Raw genomic sequence first — 18,447 nt, forward strand, 5'->3', positions numbered from 1 at the left:
CCCGGGCGGTGTTTCACATTGCCCTCACTTTTCGGGGGCGTCATCCTCGGCGAGAATGCGGTATAGCGCTTTGCGTGCCTCGGTCAGCACCTCCGCGGCCCGGGTCGCCTGCTGCGGAGTACCCGCCGCCGCGACCTGAGCGGCCGCACCCATCAGCTGTCCGATGAGCGCCCGCAGATCCATCGCCTGAGTGCCGACGTCTTCCTTGACATCCGCCCAGGGATCACCGAGCTCGTCGCGATTCTCGGTGACATAGGTCTCGCCCGCGTCGGTGAGTTTCGCGGTCTTGCGGCCGGCGACCTTCTCGATGAGCACCAAACCCTCGTCCTCGAGCTGTGCGAGCGCGGGGTAGATGGATCCCGGACTCGGGCGCCAGACATCGTCGCTGCGCTCCCTGATCTGCTGGATCAGTTCATAGCCGTGCATCGGGCGCTCGGTGAGCAGCAACAGCACCGCCGCACGCACGTCACCGCGCCTGCCCCGGCCGCCGCGACCGCGTCCACGTCCGAAACCCGGACCGAAGCCGGGGCCGAACCCAGGACCGAAGCCCGGTCCGAAATCGGGACCGAAACCGTGCCGCCCGCCGCGGCGATGCTGCCGACGACCCGCGTCACCCTCGTCGCGGCCCGGCTTCCGCCAGCGGCCACGACCTCTGAATTCTCCGTATTCGATGTTTTCCATGTCAGCCTCCTTGGGCTCTTGTGTGTATCTCACGTTATCGACGATATATCGGCAATGCATCGCGCGCAAGAGTGATGGGTGACACGAACCAACCAGTCGCCCCCAATGCGAACGGGCCGCACATCGGTCGATGTGCGGCCCGCGTATGCGAGTTGCCACCCGTGGGCGTACCAGGCAGGTCGGCCGGGTCGACGATCCAGCGGCCGAGGGCGGGCGGCCCGTCCCCTGGACGACCGGCAGGCTGACCACTGTTCGCGCGCCGAAGTTTTCATGCGCACCCTATGGCGCAAGCGAATCGATCCAGCGCTCCAACCGACGACCTTCGGTCACCATGAGCTCGGGATCGCGGAATGTATTGGTGAGCAATGAGATCCCCTGGTAAGCCGCGAACAGCGCAACGGCAAGTTCGTCCGCATCCGCGCGCCCCATCGCCGTGAACTGCCGCTCGATCCAGTCGAGCAAGGTGCGAACACTCGCCGCGGACGCCCGCTCCAGCCCGTCGTCACGTTTACCCAGTTCCGAGGCCAAAGTGCCAGTAGGGCAGCCGAATTGCACGGCCAGGTCGCGCTGGTCGACCCAACCGCGCACCAGCGCCCGCAACCGCTCCTGCGGCGCGTCGTACTGTTCGAGCGCGGCGATCAACTCCTGCAGGGTCTGCGCATGCGCACCGAGTGCGGCCTCTACCAGCTGATCCTTTGTCTTGAAGTAGTAATACACATTGCCGACCGGCACCTCGGCGACCCGCGCGATATCGGCGATCGTCGTCTTCTCGACACCCTGCTCATGGAACACCTGAGCGGCCGCGACGGCGAGGCGTTCCCGCTTGCCCGCCTTGGGCGTCATGCGTCGACCTTCGACTGAGTTAGTCATGCAACTAACTATAGACAAGCCGACTACTCATCGACTACGTTCGTTTTAGTCAGCCAACTAACTCAGGAGTTGAAGTGATCGTAGTGACCGGAGCGACCGGCAATATCGGGCGCACCCTCGTGCAGCAGCTCATCGCCGCGGGCGAGCAGGTGACGGCCGTATCCCGCGGCAATCAGGACATCGCATTGCCGGACGGCGTCCAGCATCGGCGAGCCGACCTCGCCGATCCCGAAAGCCTCTCCCCCGCAGCGGAAAACGCCGACGCCCTCTTCCTGCTCCTCACCGGACCACAGCTGGTGACCGGACCCGATCCGGAGCGATTCGTCGAGGTCGCCGCGGCGGGCGGGGTCAAGAAGCTGGTTTTGCTGTCATCCCAGGCGACCGGCACCCGGCCCGGACTCGCCTCACACGCGCGACTGCATGCGTTCGAGTCGGCCCTGCGGCAGTCCGACCTGAACTGGACGATTCTGCGGCCCACCGGATTCTTCTCCAATACCTACGCGTGGATCGAGTCGATCCGGACCGAAGGGGTGATCGCCGCACCGTTCGCGGATGTGGCGTTGCCCGCGATCGACCCCGCCGATATCGCCGAGGTCGCGGCGAATGTGCTTCGCACAGAGGGACATTCGGGCACAACTTACGAACTGACCGGGCCCGCCGCGATCAGTCCACGCGAGCAAGCGGACATCGTTGCGGCGGCCCTGGATACTTCGTTGCGGTTCGTCGAGTTGACTCGCGAGCAGGCCAGGGCGGGCATGCTGCGGTTCATGCCCGGCGATGTCGCCGATGGCACGCTGGACATCATCGGCACGCCGACACCCGGCGAGCAGCAGGTCAGTTCGGATGTGGAGCAGGTCATCGGGCGACCGGCGGCCTCGTATGCCGAATGGGTCCAGCGCAATCGCGCGCTTTTCGCCTGATCGCATCGGCGTCGACCGCGATCTCGGCGGTCGACGCTCCCGCGGGCGGTCGGGGGCCGACACCACCTGGTGCAGTCCCCCGATCGCCAATCGGATCAGTTCGAGCGGCTGACGATCCGAATCTGCTGCTCGCCCTTACGATCTCGGACGTCGGCCCCGAGCGCCACCAGCTTTTCGTCCAGCTCCTCTACGACGAGCGGCTTCTTATCGGCCACCGCGCGCCGCCTCGCGCGCATCAGCGCATCGATGGCCTCCCCGGTTTCGGGTCGCCCATCGGTCCAACGCACGAACTCCCCGCTGAAGGGATCGTTCTCGTCGACCCACGAAAATCCGTGCTGACGGAAGGCAGTCTCGATATCGCGGGCATTCAGGTCAGTGGCGCGGAATCGGGCCAGCCGCAGGCGGTTTCGGTCGGTGAGGACCAAGTCGGCGTCCTCACGGAACACCGCCGCGATGTCAGCGCGGGCGACGTACTGCTCACGTCCGTTCTGGGCGAGCCCGACATGGTCGTCGGCGACCGTGAGCGCCAAGCTCTCCTTGCGCGCGGTGTCGAACAGGGCGAGCCCGGCGATCAGACCGATGACGGTGGTGGCAGGAACCAGCCAGACGCGCGGCACCGTCATGGCGATGCGCAGCGGGCCGGGAATCGCGTGCACGGTATCCACCAACCACTGCCCCACCGACGGTATGGCGAAACCGATGCCGCAGCCGAGCGCGAGGCCACCGATAGCGAACAGCCAGAGCCAGACGGTGGAGAAACGCAGGGCGGTGGGTGCGGACGTAGTGGTCATCGGTCCTCCGATCCGATTGGGCGCAATAGGCGAGAGACGGTGGCGCGCACCAGCGGTCGCGGATCGTGCGGACGATCCGGATCGGCATTGAGGAAGGCCGCGTCGATGATCGACAGGATCCAGCGCGCGGTCTCTGCGGGCTCGAACCCCGGATCGATGCAGCCCTGTTCGATGCCGCGCTCGAGCAGGGTGGTGAGCGCGGCCGCGCTGAGGCGCGCATCCTCCATGACCACCGCGGCGAGTTCCTGGTCATGTTCGATCCGCCGCAGCAGTTCCACCATCAGCCCCGGCGCGACCGGATCGAGTACCTCACCGGCGAGCGCGTCGACGATGTCGAGTATCGCGTTCAGCGAATCGCTCCGGTCGATATGTCGCGATACGAGTTCGGCGTGCTCGGGAATCGACAGCTCGAAGATCGAACGGAAGACCGCGGCCTTATCCGGGAAGTAATAGAACACGCTGCCCGAAGTGAGCCCCGCTGCCCGCGCGATCTGCGCCGCCGTAGTCCGCTCGTACCCCTGCGTGGCAAACAGCTCAGCAGCGACATGCGTTATGACGGAACGCCTTTCGGCAACACGCTGCGGATCGACGGTGCGGGCCATGCCGCGAGCCTATCATTAACTGATCAGCCAGTTAAAGAATTTCCGACAAAGAAGCCACCCGACGTAGGTCCAAGGCAGCGCCGCCGCACACGATGTCGCCGCCGCACATAAGTTCTGCCTTCGCGCGGCACCCGCTGGATATGCGCGAGCACGAACACTGGTGCGCGGCGGACGGCCGAGACCGGCATACGGCGCTTGTGGTGGGCGCGGCGAGCCGGTCGCTTGGCATGTGAAGGCGGCCGGTCGGCGGAGGCCCTACGACAGCTCTCACAACGGTTCAGCTGCGACGCACAAGCTGCACTATGCGTGGCAACCACTGGATATGCGCTAGCGCAACCGATCGCCGATACCGGCGGTACCCCCGCCGAAGGGGTAGGCCGGGCGCATCGAGCAGCCAGTCCACGCGCATGGTCACGCCCGAATCTGCCGTGCAGTCCATGATGCCCAGTTGGCGCGGGCCGCAGCACCCTTCGTCGGAGGATGTCGGTGCGGGGTGGCACCGCAACAGCTCTCGTACACGGTTGAGCTGCGGTGCGCTGGCCTCCCATGCGCGGGTTGCAGCCGTTGGCGGCGCCCAACAGTCGCGGCCTGTGGCCTGGCCTGCGAAGGAGGTCGGTTGGCGGAGGCCTTACGACGGCTCTCGCACAGGATTCAGCCACGGCGCGCAAGCTGCACACTATGCGTGGCGACCACCGGCGAGTAGACGCCGCGTTGTGCAGTTAGAGGAATGCAGGAGGGATGCGGCCTTACGCGGGGTGCCGGTTCAGCTGGTGAAGAAGTCGAAGAGTGGGGTGGTGGCGGCGCGTAGTTCGCAGCTGTTGCCGAAGGTCTTCTGCCACTGGAAGTTTCGGCCGCGCCAGGTACCTGCGGCCGTCGCGGTGACCGGGGCGTAGATCTTCATGCAGCGGACGCCGGGAGAGCCCGCTAGTTTGTCGAAAGCGCCATCGGCGGCCGTCAGCGCTGCACACGCCTCGCTCGCGGCGGGATGGCTACCGGCCGCCGGATCGCACGTCAGCGTGACCTGCTCCGCACTAGGACTCTGTGCATCGCCCTTGCTGACGCTCAGCGATACCTCGGACTGCTCGGGATCCGCGCCTGCTGGTGCCGCTGACAGTGCGGCGGTGGCGATCGCAAGGCAGATGGTGGCGATGGTGCGAAGCGAGTTGGTCATCATCCGCCCCACTCAACCACAGCAGGCACGGCACCACGGTCGGTCGGCACAAGTCGGCACGCCGGCGACAGTTCGCGCAGCAAATGGCGGGCGAGTGTCAGCCGATGTCGACCGGGTCGATTTGGACGCGGAGGGGGGCGTCGGAGCGGTGGGTGCTGCGGATGGCCTGGGCGGCGGTGAGGGCGCGGGCGAGGGCGGCACCCGAGGCGCGGTTGACGCGCAGCAGCATGCGCTCGACTTCGGCAGGAGAATCGCCGCTGTCGAAGGGTTTGCGGGCGCCGGGCGGGAGTGGCACCGGGCCGAGGCGGTCGACGCTATCCGGAAGCTTTGCGGCCGAGAGCAGTTCGGCAATCGAGTCGGAAGTGCCGTCGATGGCGGCCATGCGGACCGCGGGTGGGAAGCCGACCTCGGCGCGGCTCGCCACCTCGGCACGGGCATGGCCGACCGGATCCCAGCGCAGCAATGCCTGCACGGTCGGCAGCGAGGGTTCGGCCATGACGATGACCTGGCCGTGGTTGCGGACCAGGGCCGCTGCCGACATCCACCGGCGCAGCGCGTCCTCGGCGGCGCGCAGGTCCGCGCGGCTGAGCAGGGCCCAGCCGTCGAGCAGCAGCGCAACACCGTAGCCACCGGGCAGCACCGGTTCGGCGCCGACGGTCGCGACGATCACCTGCGGACCCGGTTCCACCGTATCGAGGATTGCGCCGCCACTGGATCCGCGAATCGGCACGCCGGGAAAGGCGCGACCGAGTTCCTCAGCGGTGCGCGCCGCGCCGATCACCACCGCGCGCAGCGCCCTGGAAGCGCAAGCGGGACAACGGAACGCGGCCTCGGTGATACCGCACCACCGGCATGCCGGACTGTGCGCGGTCTCGCCGCGATGCCCGGCTCGCCCATCCGGCAGGGCAAGTGGGCCGTTGCAGTGCCGACATCGTGCGGGCGTACGGCATTTCGCACAGGCGAGCGCCGGAATGTACCCGCGCCGCGGCACCTGCACCAGGACCGCCGCCCCCTCCTTCAGCGCCGATCGCGCGGCGGCATATCCCACCGCGGGAATGCGAACGGCCCGCGCGACGGGATCGCGCTCCATCGCGATATCGGAGTCACCCGGTGCACTGATCCGCGGCGAAAGCTTGCGCACCACGGCACGATCGGCGATCAGATCGTGCGCCCACTCCGAGTCCACCACGGCCTGGATCTCCGCCGTCCGCGCAAATCCCCCCGCAACGAATGCCGCCCCGGTCTCATGCGCCCGCAGCATCGCGACCTCTCGCGCATGCGGATACGGCGCACGCGGCTCGGCATAGGTGTCGTCACCGTCATCCCAGATCGCGATCAACCCCAGATCATGAGCGGGCGCGAAGACCGCACTCCGGGTCCCGACAATTACCCGCGCGCTCCCCCGCAATGCAGCCAGCCACCGCCGATACCGCGCCGCCGGACCCAACCCCGCCGCCAATCCGACCGCCGAATCCCCCACCAGCCGAACACACTCCGCCAACACCCGATCCAGATCCCGCTGATCCGGCACCATCAGAATCGCACTGCGCCCCCGCCCCGCGACCACCGCGGCCAACTCCGCCAACCGCCGCGCCCAATCCTCCCCCGGCACCGCCTGCCACCCCGCCCGCACCCCCTTCCCCTGCCCCAGCGCACCGACAAACGCCCTCCCGTGGACATACCGCTCCCACGCATCCAGATTCACCGCAACAGCCCCGGACACTCCCCCCGATTCGCGGCGCGCACCAGCACCCTGCACATCCGGTTCCACACTGCCCCCCACGGTTGTGCCCACCGCTGTATCGGACGGACGGTGCGCGCCGGATGCCTTCCCGCCGCCCGCCACCGGTGCATCCGCCGAATCGGTCACCGCCACTACCGCATTCACCGGCATGGCGGGCTCGACCCCATCCGCCGCCGCACCTACAGCGTCAGCCTCCAGCGACGCATCGAACGATTCCGCGACCACAGCCGCGGAATCCACCCGCACCGCGGAGTCGGCAGAGTCAGTCCCTGCCACCCCGGACACCGGTCCGCCCGCCACTGGAGCATCCGGCGAATCAGCCAGCGCCGCCACCACATTCACCACCGCAACGGACTCACTCACATCCGCCTGTGCACCTTCTCCGTCGGCCGCCGACCGCCCTTCGAATGAATCACCAACCCCCACTGCAGCATCTACCCCCGCAGCCTCGGCAGCAGAGTCGACCGCCGCCACCCCAGATGCTGGGCCGCTCACCGGTACAACCGGCGAACCGGCCAGCGCCACTACCGCATTCACCAATGCAGCGGAATCGCTCGCATTCGCCGATACACCTCCAGCGTCGGCCGCCGACCGCCCTTCGAATGAATCACATACCCCCACTGCAGCATCCACCTCTTCGGCAGAGTCGGTCCCCGCCGCCCCGAGTGCCGGTGCATCCGGCGAACCAGCCTGCGCTGCCACCACATTTACCTGCGTAACGGGCTCGCTCACATCCGCCCGCGCGCCCACTGTGTCACCCATTGGCCGCGCATCGAAGGAATCACCGACCGCCGCTGCGGCATCTACCGTCACGCCAGAGTCGGTCCTCGGCGCCCCTGGTGCTAAGCCGCTCGCGGGTGCATCTGGCGAATCAGTCAGCGCCGCTACCGCATTCACCGCCGCAGCGGAATCGATCGCACCCGCTGATGCACCTCCGCCGTCAGCCTTCGGCGTCGCATCGAGTGAATCAGTGACGGTGGCTGGTGCGTCTACTCCAACGACGGAGGGGGCGGAGTCGGTCCCGGCCGCCTCTGGTGACCCCGAACCCGCCCGTTGCGGGTCGGCAGCCAACGGTGCGTCGCGTCGGGCAGCGGCGGATGCCGCATCGGGGACGGCGGCAGTCGGTTCCGCGGCGGGATCGTCGACGAGTTCGCTGTCCAACGGCGCGCGCAAGGTGCCGGATTTGGCGGCTCGACGCGGAGGCGTGGCCGAATCCTGCTGCGGCTCTTTGGATTCGGCTGACTTCTTCGGGCCGCCGTTCTCGGTGCGCGCATGGCGGGGCGGGATGGCGAGGCGCAGGACGTCGGCGCGGGTGCCCGCGTAGCGGGCGGCTACCGAGGTGGCCAGCCGAAGGATTTCCGGGGTCAAGACGCGTTCGGCGGAGACCACGCGTTCGAGTTTGACCATTTTCCCGGTGTGGTCGCTGTGCGACAGGCGGGCCAGGATGTAGCCGTCGACGAGGCGGCCCGCGAAGCGGACGCGGACCCGAACGCCGGGTTGGGCGAGTTCGTCCAGTTCCGGGGGCACCAGGTAGTCGAAGTCGCGGTCCAGGTGCGCAGGCGACAACAGCGGGAGCACCCGTGCGATCGGATGTCCCGCTGTTGTCGAATCGTGCGTTGCCATGACCGCGGCACCGGCGTCGGCGGAAGCCATGGCGGAGAGGTCCGCTGTGGGTTCGTGCACGCGGACCCCGATGTGCCTACAGTCCTACAGCCGCGCGCAACTTGTCGGCGCGGTCGGTGTGCTCCCAGGGCAGGTCGATGTCGGTGCGGCCGAAGTGGCCGTACGCGGCGGTCGGCGCGTAGATCGGCCGCAGCAGATCCAAATCGCGAATGATCGCGCCGGGCCGCAGGTCGAAGACCTCGGTGATGGCCGTGGCAATGCGCGCCGGGTCGACCTTCTCGGTGCCGAAGGTCTCGACGAACAGACCCACCGGTGCGGCCTTACCGATGGCGTAGGCGACCTGAACCTCGACCCGGTCGGAAAGTCCGGCCGCGACGACATTCTTGGCAACCCAGCGCATGGCGTAGGCGGCCGAGCGGTCCACCTTCGACGGATCCTTACCGGAGAACGCGCCGCCACCGTGGCGGGCCATGCCACCGTAGGTGTCGACGATGATCTTGCGACCGGTCAGACCGGCATCACCCATCGGACCGCCGAGCACGAACTTGCCGGTGGGGTTCACCAGCAGACGAATATTGGAGACATCCAGCGGCGCGGGCAGGTCGAGATCGGCGAGCACCGCGTCGACGACCTTCTCGCGGATATCGGGTGCCAGGAGGTTGTCCAGGTCGATATCGGCGGCGTGCTGGGTGGAGATCACGACCGTATCCAGGCGGACCGGGCGGTCGCCGTCATATTCGATGGTGACCTGAGTCTTGCCGTCGGGACGCAGGTACGGCAGCACGCCGGACTTGCGAACCTCGGTCAGCCGACGCGAGAGGCGGTGCGCGAGCGCGATCGGCAGCGGCATCAGCTCGGGGGTGTCGGTGTTGGCGTAGCCGAACATCAGGCCCTGGTCACCGGCGCCCTGTCGCTCGATCTCGTCATGAGATCCGGCAGTGCGCGCCTCGTGCGAGGTGTCCACGCCCTGCGCGATATCCGGCGACTGCGCGCCGATCGCGATATTCACACCGCAGGAATTGCCGTCGAAACCCTTGGCGGACGAGTCGTATCCGATTTCCAGGACCTTTTCACGGACGATTTTGGGAATATCCGCATAGGCCGAAGTAGTGACCTCACCCGCGACGTGGACCTGACCGGTGGTCACGAGGGTCTCCACCGCGACCCGGCTACGCGGGTCTTCCGCGAGCAGGGCGTCGAGGATGGAATCGCTGATGGCGTCACAGATCTTGTCCGGATGACCTTCGGTCACGGACTCACTGGTGAAAAGGCGGCTGCCAGACGTGGGCACAGTTCTTCCCTCTCCCTCAACGGGTTACTCGTATCGAATTGCGACGGTAACGCGATGCGTCCACCACACAATCCTTCATCTCAGACTATTCCAAACCACCGACACGATGGAGCAGACGACAGGCAACTGTCTCAGACTATTGAATCCGTCAACGTGTCGGGCCGGGGCTCCAGCCTCCAACACGTCGACCAGTCCGGGTTGCGGTCGACCACCAGCCTAACCATGCATCGGCGGCGCTTCCACCAAATGTTTTCGGTGCATGTATTTCCAAGCACCGCACCGGATTTCAGCGCAGCAGCGGACCGAGCGCGTCCAGCACCCGGCTGGCGAGCAACGCCTTCGACCCGTGATCGAGCGCCTGTTCGGTGCCGTCGGCGCCGAGTAGCCAGCCGTCGTTGGTGTCGACCTCGAACGCCTTGCCTTCGCCGACGGCGTTGACGACCAGCAGATCGCAGCCTTTACGTGCCAGTTTGGCTCGCGCGTGCGTGAGCACATCGCCGTGCTCGTCACCGGTCTCGGCGGCGAAGCCGACGATCGCGGTTCCGGGCAGTTGACCATCGCGGCGCGCCTGGACCAGCCCGGCGAGAATATCGTCGGTCTTGGTCAGCGGGATCACATCGGGCTCGTGTGCACCCTTTTTGATCTTGGCCGCGGCCACCGTTGTCGGCCGGAAATCGGCGACGGCGGCGGCCATGATCACCGCGTCCGCACCGAGCGCATGCTTCTCGACGGCGGTCTTGAGCTGTTCAGCGGTGGTGATGTGCACCAGATCGACGGCGGCGGGTGCGGCCATCTCGATCGTATTGCCCGCGATCAACGTCACGTGGGCACCGCGCTGCGCGGCGACCCGCGCCAGCGCGTAGCCCTGCTTGCCGGAGCTGCGATTGCCCAGGAAACGCACCGGATCCAGCGGTTCTCTGGTTCCGCCCGCGGTGATGACCACGCGGCGGCCCACCAGATCACGCGGGATGGCGTCGGCGCGTTCCAGCAGCAGCGTCGCGAGCCCGAAGATCTCCTCGGGCTCGGGCAACCGGCCGGGACCCGTGTCGGCGCCGGTCAACCGGCCCGACGCGGGTTCCATGACGATCGCACCGTGCGAGCGCAGCGCCGCCACATTGGCGACGGTGGCCGGATGCTCCCACATCTCGGTATGCATCGCGGGCGCGAACAACACCGGACATCGGGCCGTGAGCAGCGTGGCGGTGAGTAGATCGTCGGCGCGGCCGTGCGCGGCCCGCGCCATCAGATCGGCGGTCGCCGGGGCGATGACCACCAGGTCCGCCTCCTGGCCCAACCGCACATGCGGCACCTCGGGTACATCGGTGAACACATCGGTGTGCACCGGGTTCCCGGACAGTGCCTCGAACGTTGCCTTGCCGACGAACTGCAGCGCCGACTCGGTGGGGATCACCCGCACCTGGTGCCCGGTTTCGGTGAACCGGCGCACGATCGAGCAAGCCTTATAAGCGGCGATTCCGCCGCCGACGCCGACGACGATCCGTGTGGTCACTACCCCTCCGGTGGGCTGATCCCCGCCTGAGCGGGGAGTTCGACGAGCCTGCTATTCGCCTTCGGAGTGCTCGAGCAGGTCGGAGTGGATTTCCCGCATTGCGACCGAGAGCGGCTTTTCCTGCAGACCCGGCTCGACCAGCGGACCGACGTACTCGAGAATGCCGTCGCCGAGCTGGTTGTAGTAGTCATTGATCTGGCGGGCCCGCTTGGCCGCGTAGATCACCAGCGCGTACTTGGACGAGGTGCGCTCCAGCAACTCGTCGATCGGCGGGTTGGTGAGGCCGACCGGAGTGTCGTATGCGGGCGCGGGCTTGATGTCCGTACTGCTCACTTGTGTGGGCTCCTGCGGGGATCGGTTCTTCGGGCTGGGTTATTTCGAGCGTGTGCCTGTCACGAACTCGAATTTGTGCTAACGAACAACGATACCAACTGCTCACAGGCGCTGGTCACCTCGTCGTTCACTATGACGATGTCGAACTCGTCACAGGCCGCCAATTCGGTCCTGGCGGTATCCAACCTGCGTGCGATCACCTCGGGCGATTCGGTACCGCGCGAGGTCAGCCGGGATACCAATTCGTCCCAGCTGGGCGGGGCGAGGAAGACCAGCAGCGCCTCCGGGATGGCCTTGCGCACCGACCGCGCACCCTCGAGGTCCACCTCGACGAGCACCGGCAGACCGGCCGCCATTGCGGTACGCACCGGTTCGGCCGGGGTGCCGGAGCGCTGAAGTCCCCCGTGGATATCGGCCCACTCGAGAAGTTCGCCCGCCTCGATCATGGCGTCGAACTCCTGCCGGGACACGAACCGGTAGTCGCGGCCGTCGACCTCCCCGGGCCGCGGGGCCCGGGTTGTCGCCGACACGCTGAAGACCAGTTGGGGAAGTCGCTCGCGGACGCAACGGACCACGGTCGACTTACCCACGGCCGAGGGGCCGACCAGTACAACCAGTCGACCCTTCCGCGTGTTTTCGACCACCTTGGTGGTCAGGCGAAGTCGAATCGGGCGAGCAGCGCCTTGCGCTGCCGATCACCCAGTCCGCGCAGCCGCCGGGTGGGGGCGATCTCCAGCTCGCTCATGATCTCCGCCGCCTTGACCTTGCCCACCTTGGGCAGGGCCTCCAGCAGAGCCGACACCTTCATCTTGCCGAGGATCTCGTCGGTCTCGGCATCGGTGAGGACCTGCTTCAGGTCGGTGCCGCCACGCTTCAGGCGCTCCTTGAGCTCCGCCCGAGCACGGCGAGCGGCAGCCGCCTTCTCCAAAGCAGCGGCGCGCTGCTCGTCAGTCAGCTGGGGAAGGGCCACGGTTCCTCCGTCTCATCGTTCATTGCATCAACTCCTGCCGGTAACCCAGCAGTCCCAGCGACCGTACCCACGACGTTCCTCGATTGCGAACCCACCCCCCAGGTCAGCGCATGATTCGCCGATATCGTAGGGGTGGGCGCGGCGGGATGCGCACAGCGCGTCGATCGCTGCGGTGATCCTACCGCCGAAAGCTCGAAATGCCCCACGAGCAGGGGTTTTTCATAGATTCATTCGGTTAGCGGAGCGATAGCGGCGACAACCCGCACCGCGCCAGCAACCGGTCGCTCGTCCGACCTGGAAGTTTCTCGGATTTTTCCGCGTGTCGCGTTGTTCTTGCGCGTGTCGGACGCGCGAATCGACCGATTTCGAGTCTTCCGGCCCTACCGGCGATCGCTCGAAGGGTGGCACGGTGGGCATGAGCGGCACTCTGTGCCGTGCCAGCGCGGCCCGTGATCGATCAGAACGCCGGGTCGGCCATCGGTGTGCCAGATGGCGGGAAAAACGGCGCAGCGGGGCGCACAGCTGTTCGATATGACACGTCATCCCCGCTCGGCCGACACCCCCCACCCCGGAAACGCAGAATGGACCGACGCCGAAGCGCCGGTCCACCGTCATCATCGCCGCGTTATCGCCGCAGGAAGGCGAACTCCTCCTGCAATGCGCTCACCTTGGCACGCAGTGCCGATACGGACGGGCCGTGGCGCAGCACCTCGCGCGAGGCATTCGGCACAACCGCGTGCAGCTGCTGATCCGAGACCAGCCCACGCACGGTTTCCGGGCCGCCGCCCTGCGCGCCCACGCCCGGCATCAGGATCGGACCGTTGAGCGCCGCGAGGTCCGGCGCCTCGGTGAGTGTGGCTCCGAGCACGATGCCAACCGATCCGAACTCCGGACCCGCATTGCACTGCGCCGCCGCGTCGACCATCGTCTGCGCCACCGTGCGACCGTCCGCCGCCAGCGCCCGTTGCACCTGCGCACCCTCGGGGTTCGAGGTGGCGGCGAGCACGAAGACACCGCGGCCGTTCGCCTGCGCCTGCGTCAAAGCCGGTGCGAGGGAACCGAATCCGAGATACGGCGAGACCGTCACCGCATCCGATCCGAGCGGGCCGTCGGCGAGCCAGGTGCGCGCGTAGGCGGCCATGGTGGAGCCGATATCGCCGCGTTTGGCGTCGGCAAGCACCAGGGTGCCCGAGGCGCGCAGCACCTCGATGGTGCGCTCCAGCACCGCAATGCCACCGGAACCGTAGGCCTCGAAAAAGGCGACCTGCGGTTTGATCAGCGCGACCTCACCGTCGAAGGCCTCGACGCAGATCTCGGCGAACTTCTCGACACCGTCGACATCGTCGGTGAGGCCCCAGGACTCGAGCAGGCCGGGATGCGGATCGATGCCGACGCACAGTGGCCCGAAATGCCGCATGGCGTGCTGCAATCGGGCACCGAATGTCTTCATCGCCGCACCTCCCTCGTCCGTCGCCGCCTCAGCCACGCAGCACCGAATGCAGTTCCTGCAGTGAGCGCACCCCGATGCCGCCGTTGATACTCGCCTCGATGCCCTGCACCGCGGCGGCCGCACCCTGCACCGTGGTGATGCACGGGATGTTCACGCCCACCGCAGCGGTGCGGATCTCGTAGCCGTCCACGCGCGGCCCGGAGTTGCCGTAGGGGGTGTTGAACACCATGTCGACCTCACCGTCGCGGATCTGCTCCACAATGGTCGGCTGGTCCGCCGGACCGTCCTCGGAGTGCTTGCGCACCTGTTCGCAGGGAATTCCGTTGCGGCGCAGCATTTCCGCCGTGCCCTCGGTGGCCAGGATCCGGAAGCCGAGATCGTTGAGGCGCTTGACCGGGAACACCATCGCGCGCTTGTCCCGGTTGGCGATCGAGACGAAGACGGTGCCCTCGGTCGGCAGCGAACCGTAGGCCGCGGACTGGCTCTTGGCGAAGGCGGTGCCGAAATCGGCGTCGATGCCCATGACCTCACCGGTGGACTTCATTTCGGGCGAGAGCAGCGAATCCACACCGCTGCCGTCGGCCTTGCGGAACCGGTGGAACGGCAGTACCGCTTCCTTGACCGCGACCGGCGCGTCGAGCGGCACGTGGCCGCCATCGCCCTCGGCGGGCAGCATGCCCTCCTTGCGAAGTTCGGCGATGGTCGCGCCCATGGTGATCCGCGCGGCCGCCTTGGCCAGCGGCACCGCCGTGGCCTTGGATACGAACGGAACCGTCCGGCTCGCCCGCGGATTCGCCTCGAGCACGTAGAGCACATCGTCCTTGAGCGCGTACTGCACATTGAGCAGGCCCTTGACGCCGATGCCCTTGGCAAGCGCAATGGTGGAGCGACGCACCGCCTCGATATCGCTGCGGCCCAAGGTGATCGGCGGCAGCGCACAGGCGGAGTCGCCGGAGTGGATGCCCGCCTCTTCGATGTGCTCCATCACACCGCCGAGGTAGACCTCGTCACCGTCGCAGAGCGCGTCGACATCGATCTCGATGGCGTCTTCCAGGAAGCGATCGACCAGCACCGGATGTTCCGGGCTGAGCTCGGTGGCCCTGGAGATGTAGCCCTCCAGCGAGGCCTCGTCGTAGACGATCTCCATGCCACGCCCGCCGAGCACATAGGACGGGCGCACCAGCACCGGGTAGCCGATGCTTGCGGCGATCTTCTTGGCCTGCGCGAAGGTGGTCGCGGTGCCGTACTTCGGCGCGGGCAGACCCGCGGCGACCAGCACATCGCCGAATTCGCCTCGGTCCTCGGCCAGGTCGATGGCGGCGGCACTGGTGCCGACCACCGGCACACCGGCGTCGGTGAGGCGCTGCGCCAGCCCGAGCGGGGTCTGCCCGCCGAGCTGCACGATTACACCGGCGACGGTGCCGGACTCGGTTTCGGCGTGGTAGACCTCGAGCACGTCCTCGAAGGTCAGCGGCTCGAAGTAGAGCCGATCGGCGGTGTCGTAGTCGGTGGAGACGGTCTCCGGATTGCAGTTGACCATCACTGTCTCGTACCCGGCCTGCGACAGCGTCTGCGCCGCGTGGACACACGAGTAGTCGAACTCGATGCCCTGACCGATGCGGTTCGGGCCCGAACCGAGGATGATCACCTTCTCGCGCTCGCGCTGGGGCGCGACCTCGGACTCGGTGGCGGGGTCGAGTTCGTAGGTCGAGTAGTGGTAGGGCGTCTTGGCCTCGAATTCGGCGGCGCAGGTGTCGACGGTCTTGAAGACCGGACGGATATCGAGCCGGTGACGCAGGGCGCGCACGCCGGTCTCGCCCGCCAATTCCGGTCGCAGCGCGGCGATCTGGCGATCGGAGAGGCCGTAGTGCTTGGCGCGGCGCAGCAGCGCTTCGTCGAGCACTGGTGCGTCGATGACCTCCCGGCGCAGCTCCACGAGCCCGGCCACTTCCGCGACGAACCAGGGGTCGATACCGGAAGCCTTGGCGACGTCCGCGATGCTGGCCCCCAGCCGCAGCGCACGCTCGACCTGGTAGATGCGTCCCTCGGTCGGGGTGCGCAGGTCTTCCAAGACGGCTTCGATATCGGTCCACTTGCCGTCGTCCTGGGTCCAGAAGCCCGCGGCCTTGGTCTCCAGCGAGCGCAGCACCTTACCGAGCGCCTCGGCAAAGTTGCGGCCCAGCGACATGGCCTCGCCGACCGACTTCATGGTGGTGGTCAGCGTGGCATCGGCACCCGGGAACTTCTCGAACGCGAACCGCGGTGCCTTGACGACCACATAGTCCAGGGTCGGCTCGAAACAGGCCGGGGTTTCCTTGGTGATGTCGTTGACGATCTCGTCCAGGGTGTAGCCGATGGCCAGCTTGGCCGCGATCTTGGCGATCGGGAAACCCGTTGCCTTGGAAGCCAATGCGGACGAGCGCGAGACCCGCGGGTTCATCTCGATGACGATCAGGCGCCCGTCGGCCGGGTTCACCGCGAACTGGATATTGCAGCCGCCGGTGTCGACGCCGACCTCGCGCAGAATGTCGATGCCGAGGTCACGCAGCCGCTGGTATTCGCGGTCGGTGAGGGTCATGGCGGGGGCGACGGTGACCGAGTCACCGGTGTGCACGCCCATCGGGTCCACATTCTCGATCGAGCAGACCACCACGACATTGTCGCGGCCGTCGCGCATCAGCTCGAGCTCGTATTCCTTCCAGCCCAGGATGGATTCCTCGATGAGCACATTCGCGGTGGGCGAGGCGGCCAGTCCGCCGCCCGCGATGCGATCGAGGTCCTCATGGTTGTAGGCCATGCCCGAGCCGAGGCCGCCCATCGTGAACGACGGCCGCACGACCACCGGAAAGCCCAGTTCCGCAACGGTGTCGCGGACCTCTTCCATGGTGTGGCAGACCCGGGAACGCGCGCTCTCGCCGCCGACCTTGGCGACGATGTCCTTGAACTTCTGCCGGTCCTCACCGCGCTGGATGGCCTCGAAGTCGGCGCCGATCAGCTCGACGTTGTACTTCTGCAGCACACCGCGTTCGTGCAGGGCGACGGCCGTGTTCAGCGCGGTCTGCCCGCCCAGGGTGGCGAGAATGGCATCGGGGCGCTCCTTTTCGATGACCTTCTCGACGAACTCCGGCGTAATCGGCTCCACGTAGGTGGAATCGGCGAATTCCGGGTCGGTCATGATGGTCGCCGGGTTGGAGTTCACCAGCGATACCCGCAAGCCCTCGGCCCGCAGCACCCGGCACGCCTGGGTGCCGGAGTAGTCGAATTCGCACGCCTGGCCGATGACGATCGGGCCAGAGCCGATCACCAGGATGTGCTTCAGATCCTCGCGGCGAGGCATCAGGCTCCTTCCATGAGACCGGCGAAACGGTCGAAGAGATAGGCGGCGTCATGGGGTCCGGCGGCGGCCTCCGGGTGGTACTGCACCGAGAACGCGCGGCCGTTCACCAGGCGGACGCCCTCGACGGTGCCGTCATTGGCGCAGATGTGGCTGACCTCGGCCTTGCCGAACGGGGTGTCGAACTGCTCGCCCTGCTCACCTTCCAGTGCGAAGCCGTGGTTCTGCGCGGTGATCGAGATCCGCCCGGTCTCGTGCTCGACAACCGGGATATTGATACCGCGGTGGCCGAACTTCATCTTGTAGGTCTTGCGGCCGAGGGCGCGGCCGAGGATCTGGTTGCCGAAGCAGATGCCGAATAGCGGCAGGCCCTGCTCCAGCACCCCCTGGGTGATCGCGACCGCACCGTCCTGGGTCGCCGGGTCACCGGGACCGTTGGACAGGAAGACGCCGTCTGGCTTCAGCTCCCGGATCTGGTCCAGGGTGACGGTCGAGGGCACCACATGCACCCGCATGCCGCGCTGGGCGAACATGCGCGGCGTGTTGGTCTTGATGCCGAGATCGACCGCAACCACGGTGAAGCACCGGTCACCGCTCGGTTCGATCGTGTACAGCGCGTCGGTGCTGACCTCTTCGGCCAGGTCGGCGCCGAGCATCGAGGGCTGGCCGTTGACGCGGGCCAGCAATTCATCGGCGTCGGCGAGCGCCGCGCCGGAGAAGATGCCCGCCTTCATCGAACCGCGGGTGCGCAGGTGGCGCACCAGCGCGCGGGTGTCGATGCCCGCAATGCCGACGACGTGCTGGCGGTCCAGCTGGTCCTGCAGGGTGCCGGTGGAGCGCCAGTTCGACGCGACCCGCGAGGCGTCGCGGACCGCGTATCCGGCGACCCAGATCTTGGCGGATTCGTCGTCCTCGTCGTTCCAGCCGGTATTGCCGATCTGCGGGGCCGCGGCCACCACGATCTGGCGGTGGTAGCTGGGGTCGGTGAGGGTCTCCTGGTACCCGGTCATCGCGGTGCAGAACACCGCCTCACCGAGTGTTTCGCCAACTGCGCCGAAGGCCGTGCCACGGAAAACCCGGCCGTCCTCGAGCACCAAAGCTGCCTGTTCTTGCCCTCCCGCCGCCCGGCCGCCGCCCCCCATCGAATCGCTCCGCGA

The 18,447-nt window shown here is 67.3% G+C and carries 15 protein-coding genes; 1 reads left to right on the forward strand and 14 read right to left on the reverse strand.

The features are described from left to right. Positions 1–24: 24 nt before the first annotated feature. Positions 25–681, reverse strand: a complete 657-nt coding sequence (locus tag ABZ293_RS06995) for a PadR family transcriptional regulator (protein WP_354960846.1) — start codon at positions 679–681, stop codon at positions 25–27. Between the two features lie 279 nt (positions 682–960). Beyond that, on the reverse strand, positions 961–1,551 hold the full coding sequence (locus tag ABZ293_RS07000) for a TetR/AcrR family transcriptional regulator (protein ID WP_355178095.1): 591 nt from the start codon (positions 1,549–1,551) through the stop codon (positions 961–963). Between the two features lie 74 nt (positions 1,552–1,625). Between ABZ293_RS07000 and ABZ293_RS07005 the strand changes: the two genes are divergently transcribed. Next, on the forward strand, positions 1,626–2,471 hold the full coding sequence (locus tag ABZ293_RS07005; RefSeq protein ID WP_355178097.1) for an NAD(P)H-binding protein: 846 nt from the start codon (positions 1,626–1,628) through the stop codon (positions 2,469–2,471). A 95-nt stretch (positions 2,472–2,566) separates the two neighbouring features. Here the strand turns inward: ABZ293_RS07005 and ABZ293_RS07010 are convergent, their stop codons facing one another. The 12 genes from ABZ293_RS07010 to carA all read right to left on the reverse strand — a co-directional run bounded on the left by ABZ293_RS07010 (position 2,567) and on the right by carA (position 18,432). Continuing rightward, positions 2,567–3,262: a hypothetical protein gene (locus tag ABZ293_RS07010; RefSeq protein ID WP_355178099.1), complete on the reverse strand. Its 696-nt coding sequence runs from the start codon at positions 3,260–3,262 to the stop codon at positions 2,567–2,569. Beyond that, positions 3,259–3,864, reverse strand: a complete 606-nt coding sequence (locus ABZ293_RS07015) for a helix-turn-helix domain-containing protein (protein WP_355178101.1) — start codon at positions 3,862–3,864, stop codon at positions 3,259–3,261. Before ABZ293_RS07015 ends, ABZ293_RS07010 begins: the two co-directional genes overlap by 4 nt. Positions 3,865–4,627: 763 nt before the next feature. Continuing rightward, positions 4,628–5,035, reverse strand: a complete 408-nt coding sequence (locus ABZ293_RS07020; RefSeq protein ID WP_355178103.1) for an SSI family serine proteinase inhibitor — start codon at positions 5,033–5,035, stop codon at positions 4,628–4,630. Between the two features lie 97 nt (positions 5,036–5,132). Then, a complete protein-coding gene (locus ABZ293_RS07025; protein ID WP_355178524.1) occupies positions 5,133–8,402 on the reverse strand; it encodes a hypothetical protein in 3,270 nt (1,089 codons plus the stop codon). Between the two features lie 76 nt (positions 8,403–8,478). After that, positions 8,479–9,693, reverse strand: coding sequence for a methionine adenosyltransferase (gene metK, locus ABZ293_RS07030; RefSeq protein WP_354950878.1), 1,215 nt, complete (start codon positions 9,691–9,693; stop codon positions 8,479–8,481). Between the two features lie 286 nt (positions 9,694–9,979). Continuing rightward, entirely contained in the window at positions 9,980–11,203 is a 1,224-nt protein-coding gene (gene coaBC / locus ABZ293_RS07035; RefSeq protein WP_354950876.1) for a bifunctional phosphopantothenoylcysteine decarboxylase/phosphopantothenate--cysteine ligase CoaBC, read from the reverse strand. A 51-nt stretch (positions 11,204–11,254) separates the two neighbouring features. Next, on the reverse strand, positions 11,255–11,536 hold the full coding sequence (gene rpoZ / locus ABZ293_RS07040) for a DNA-directed RNA polymerase subunit omega (RefSeq protein WP_040692158.1): 282 nt from the start codon (positions 11,534–11,536) through the stop codon (positions 11,255–11,257). A 59-nt stretch (positions 11,537–11,595) separates the two neighbouring features. Further along, positions 11,596–12,180, reverse strand: a complete 585-nt coding sequence (gene gmk / locus ABZ293_RS07045; RefSeq protein WP_355178106.1) for a guanylate kinase — start codon at positions 12,178–12,180, stop codon at positions 11,596–11,598. Between the two features lie 8 nt (positions 12,181–12,188). Next, positions 12,189–12,506 carry an integration host factor, actinobacterial type gene (mihF, locus tag ABZ293_RS07050; RefSeq protein ID WP_062993489.1) on the reverse strand — a complete coding sequence of 106 codons (318 nt, stop codon included), beginning with the start codon at positions 12,504–12,506 and terminating at the stop codon, positions 12,189–12,191. 625 nt (positions 12,507–13,131) lie between these two features. Next, the gene (gene pyrF, locus ABZ293_RS07055) at positions 13,132–13,956 is read right to left on the reverse strand and encodes an orotidine-5'-phosphate decarboxylase (protein ID WP_355178108.1); all 825 of its coding nucleotides are present in this window, start codon (positions 13,954–13,956) and stop codon (positions 13,132–13,134) included. Positions 13,957–13,984: 28 nt separating this feature from the next. Continuing rightward, a complete protein-coding gene (carB, locus tag ABZ293_RS07060; protein WP_355178110.1) occupies positions 13,985–17,293 on the reverse strand; it encodes a carbamoyl-phosphate synthase large subunit in 3,309 nt (1,102 codons plus the stop codon). Next, positions 17,293–18,432 (reverse strand): glutamine-hydrolyzing carbamoyl-phosphate synthase small subunit, encoded by a 1,140-nt coding sequence (gene carA / locus ABZ293_RS07065; RefSeq protein ID WP_355178526.1) that lies wholly within the window; start codon positions 18,430–18,432, stop codon positions 17,293–17,295. Before carA ends, carB begins: the two co-directional genes overlap by 1 nt. Positions 18,433–18,447: the final 15 nt, after the last annotated feature.

The sequence above is a fragment of the Nocardia sp. NPDC005998 genome (assembly GCF_040614395.1).
Lineage (GTDB): Bacteria > Actinomycetota > Actinomycetes > Mycobacteriales > Mycobacteriaceae > Nocardia.

Excerpts from the sequence above, each read along its gene's own strand:
- ABZ293_RS07010 (WP_355178099.1), bottom strand. The coding sequence starts at position 3,262 with ATGACCACTACGTCCGCACCCACCGCCCTGCGTTTCTCCACCGTCTGG.
- ABZ293_RS07000 (WP_355178095.1), bottom strand. The coding sequence starts at position 1,551 with ATGACTAACTCAGTCGAAGGTCGACGCATGACGCCCAAGGCGGGCAAG.
- ABZ293_RS06995 (WP_354960846.1), bottom strand. The coding sequence starts at position 681 with ATGGAAAACATCGAATACGGAGAATTCAGAGGTCGTGGCCGCTGGCGG.
- ABZ293_RS07015 (WP_355178101.1), bottom strand. The coding sequence starts at position 3,864 with ATGGCCCGCACCGTCGATCCGCAGCGTGTTGCCGAAAGGCGTTCCGTC.
- ABZ293_RS07025 (WP_355178524.1), bottom strand. The coding sequence starts at position 8,402 with ATGGCAACGCACGATTCGACAACAGCGGGACATCCGATCGCACGGGTG.
- carB (WP_355178110.1), bottom strand. The coding sequence starts at position 17,293 with ATGCCTCGCCGCGAGGATCTGAAGCACATCCTGGTGATCGGCTCTGGC.
- pyrF (WP_355178108.1), bottom strand. The coding sequence starts at position 13,956 with ATGAAGACATTCGGTGCCCGATTGCAGCACGCCATGCGGCATTTCGGG.
- carA (WP_355178526.1), bottom strand. The coding sequence starts at position 18,432 with ATGGGGGGCGGCGGCCGGGCGGCGGGAGGGCAAGAACAGGCAGCTTTG.
- ABZ293_RS07020 (WP_355178103.1), bottom strand. The coding sequence starts at position 5,035 with ATGACCAACTCGCTTCGCACCATCGCCACCATCTGCCTTGCGATCGCC.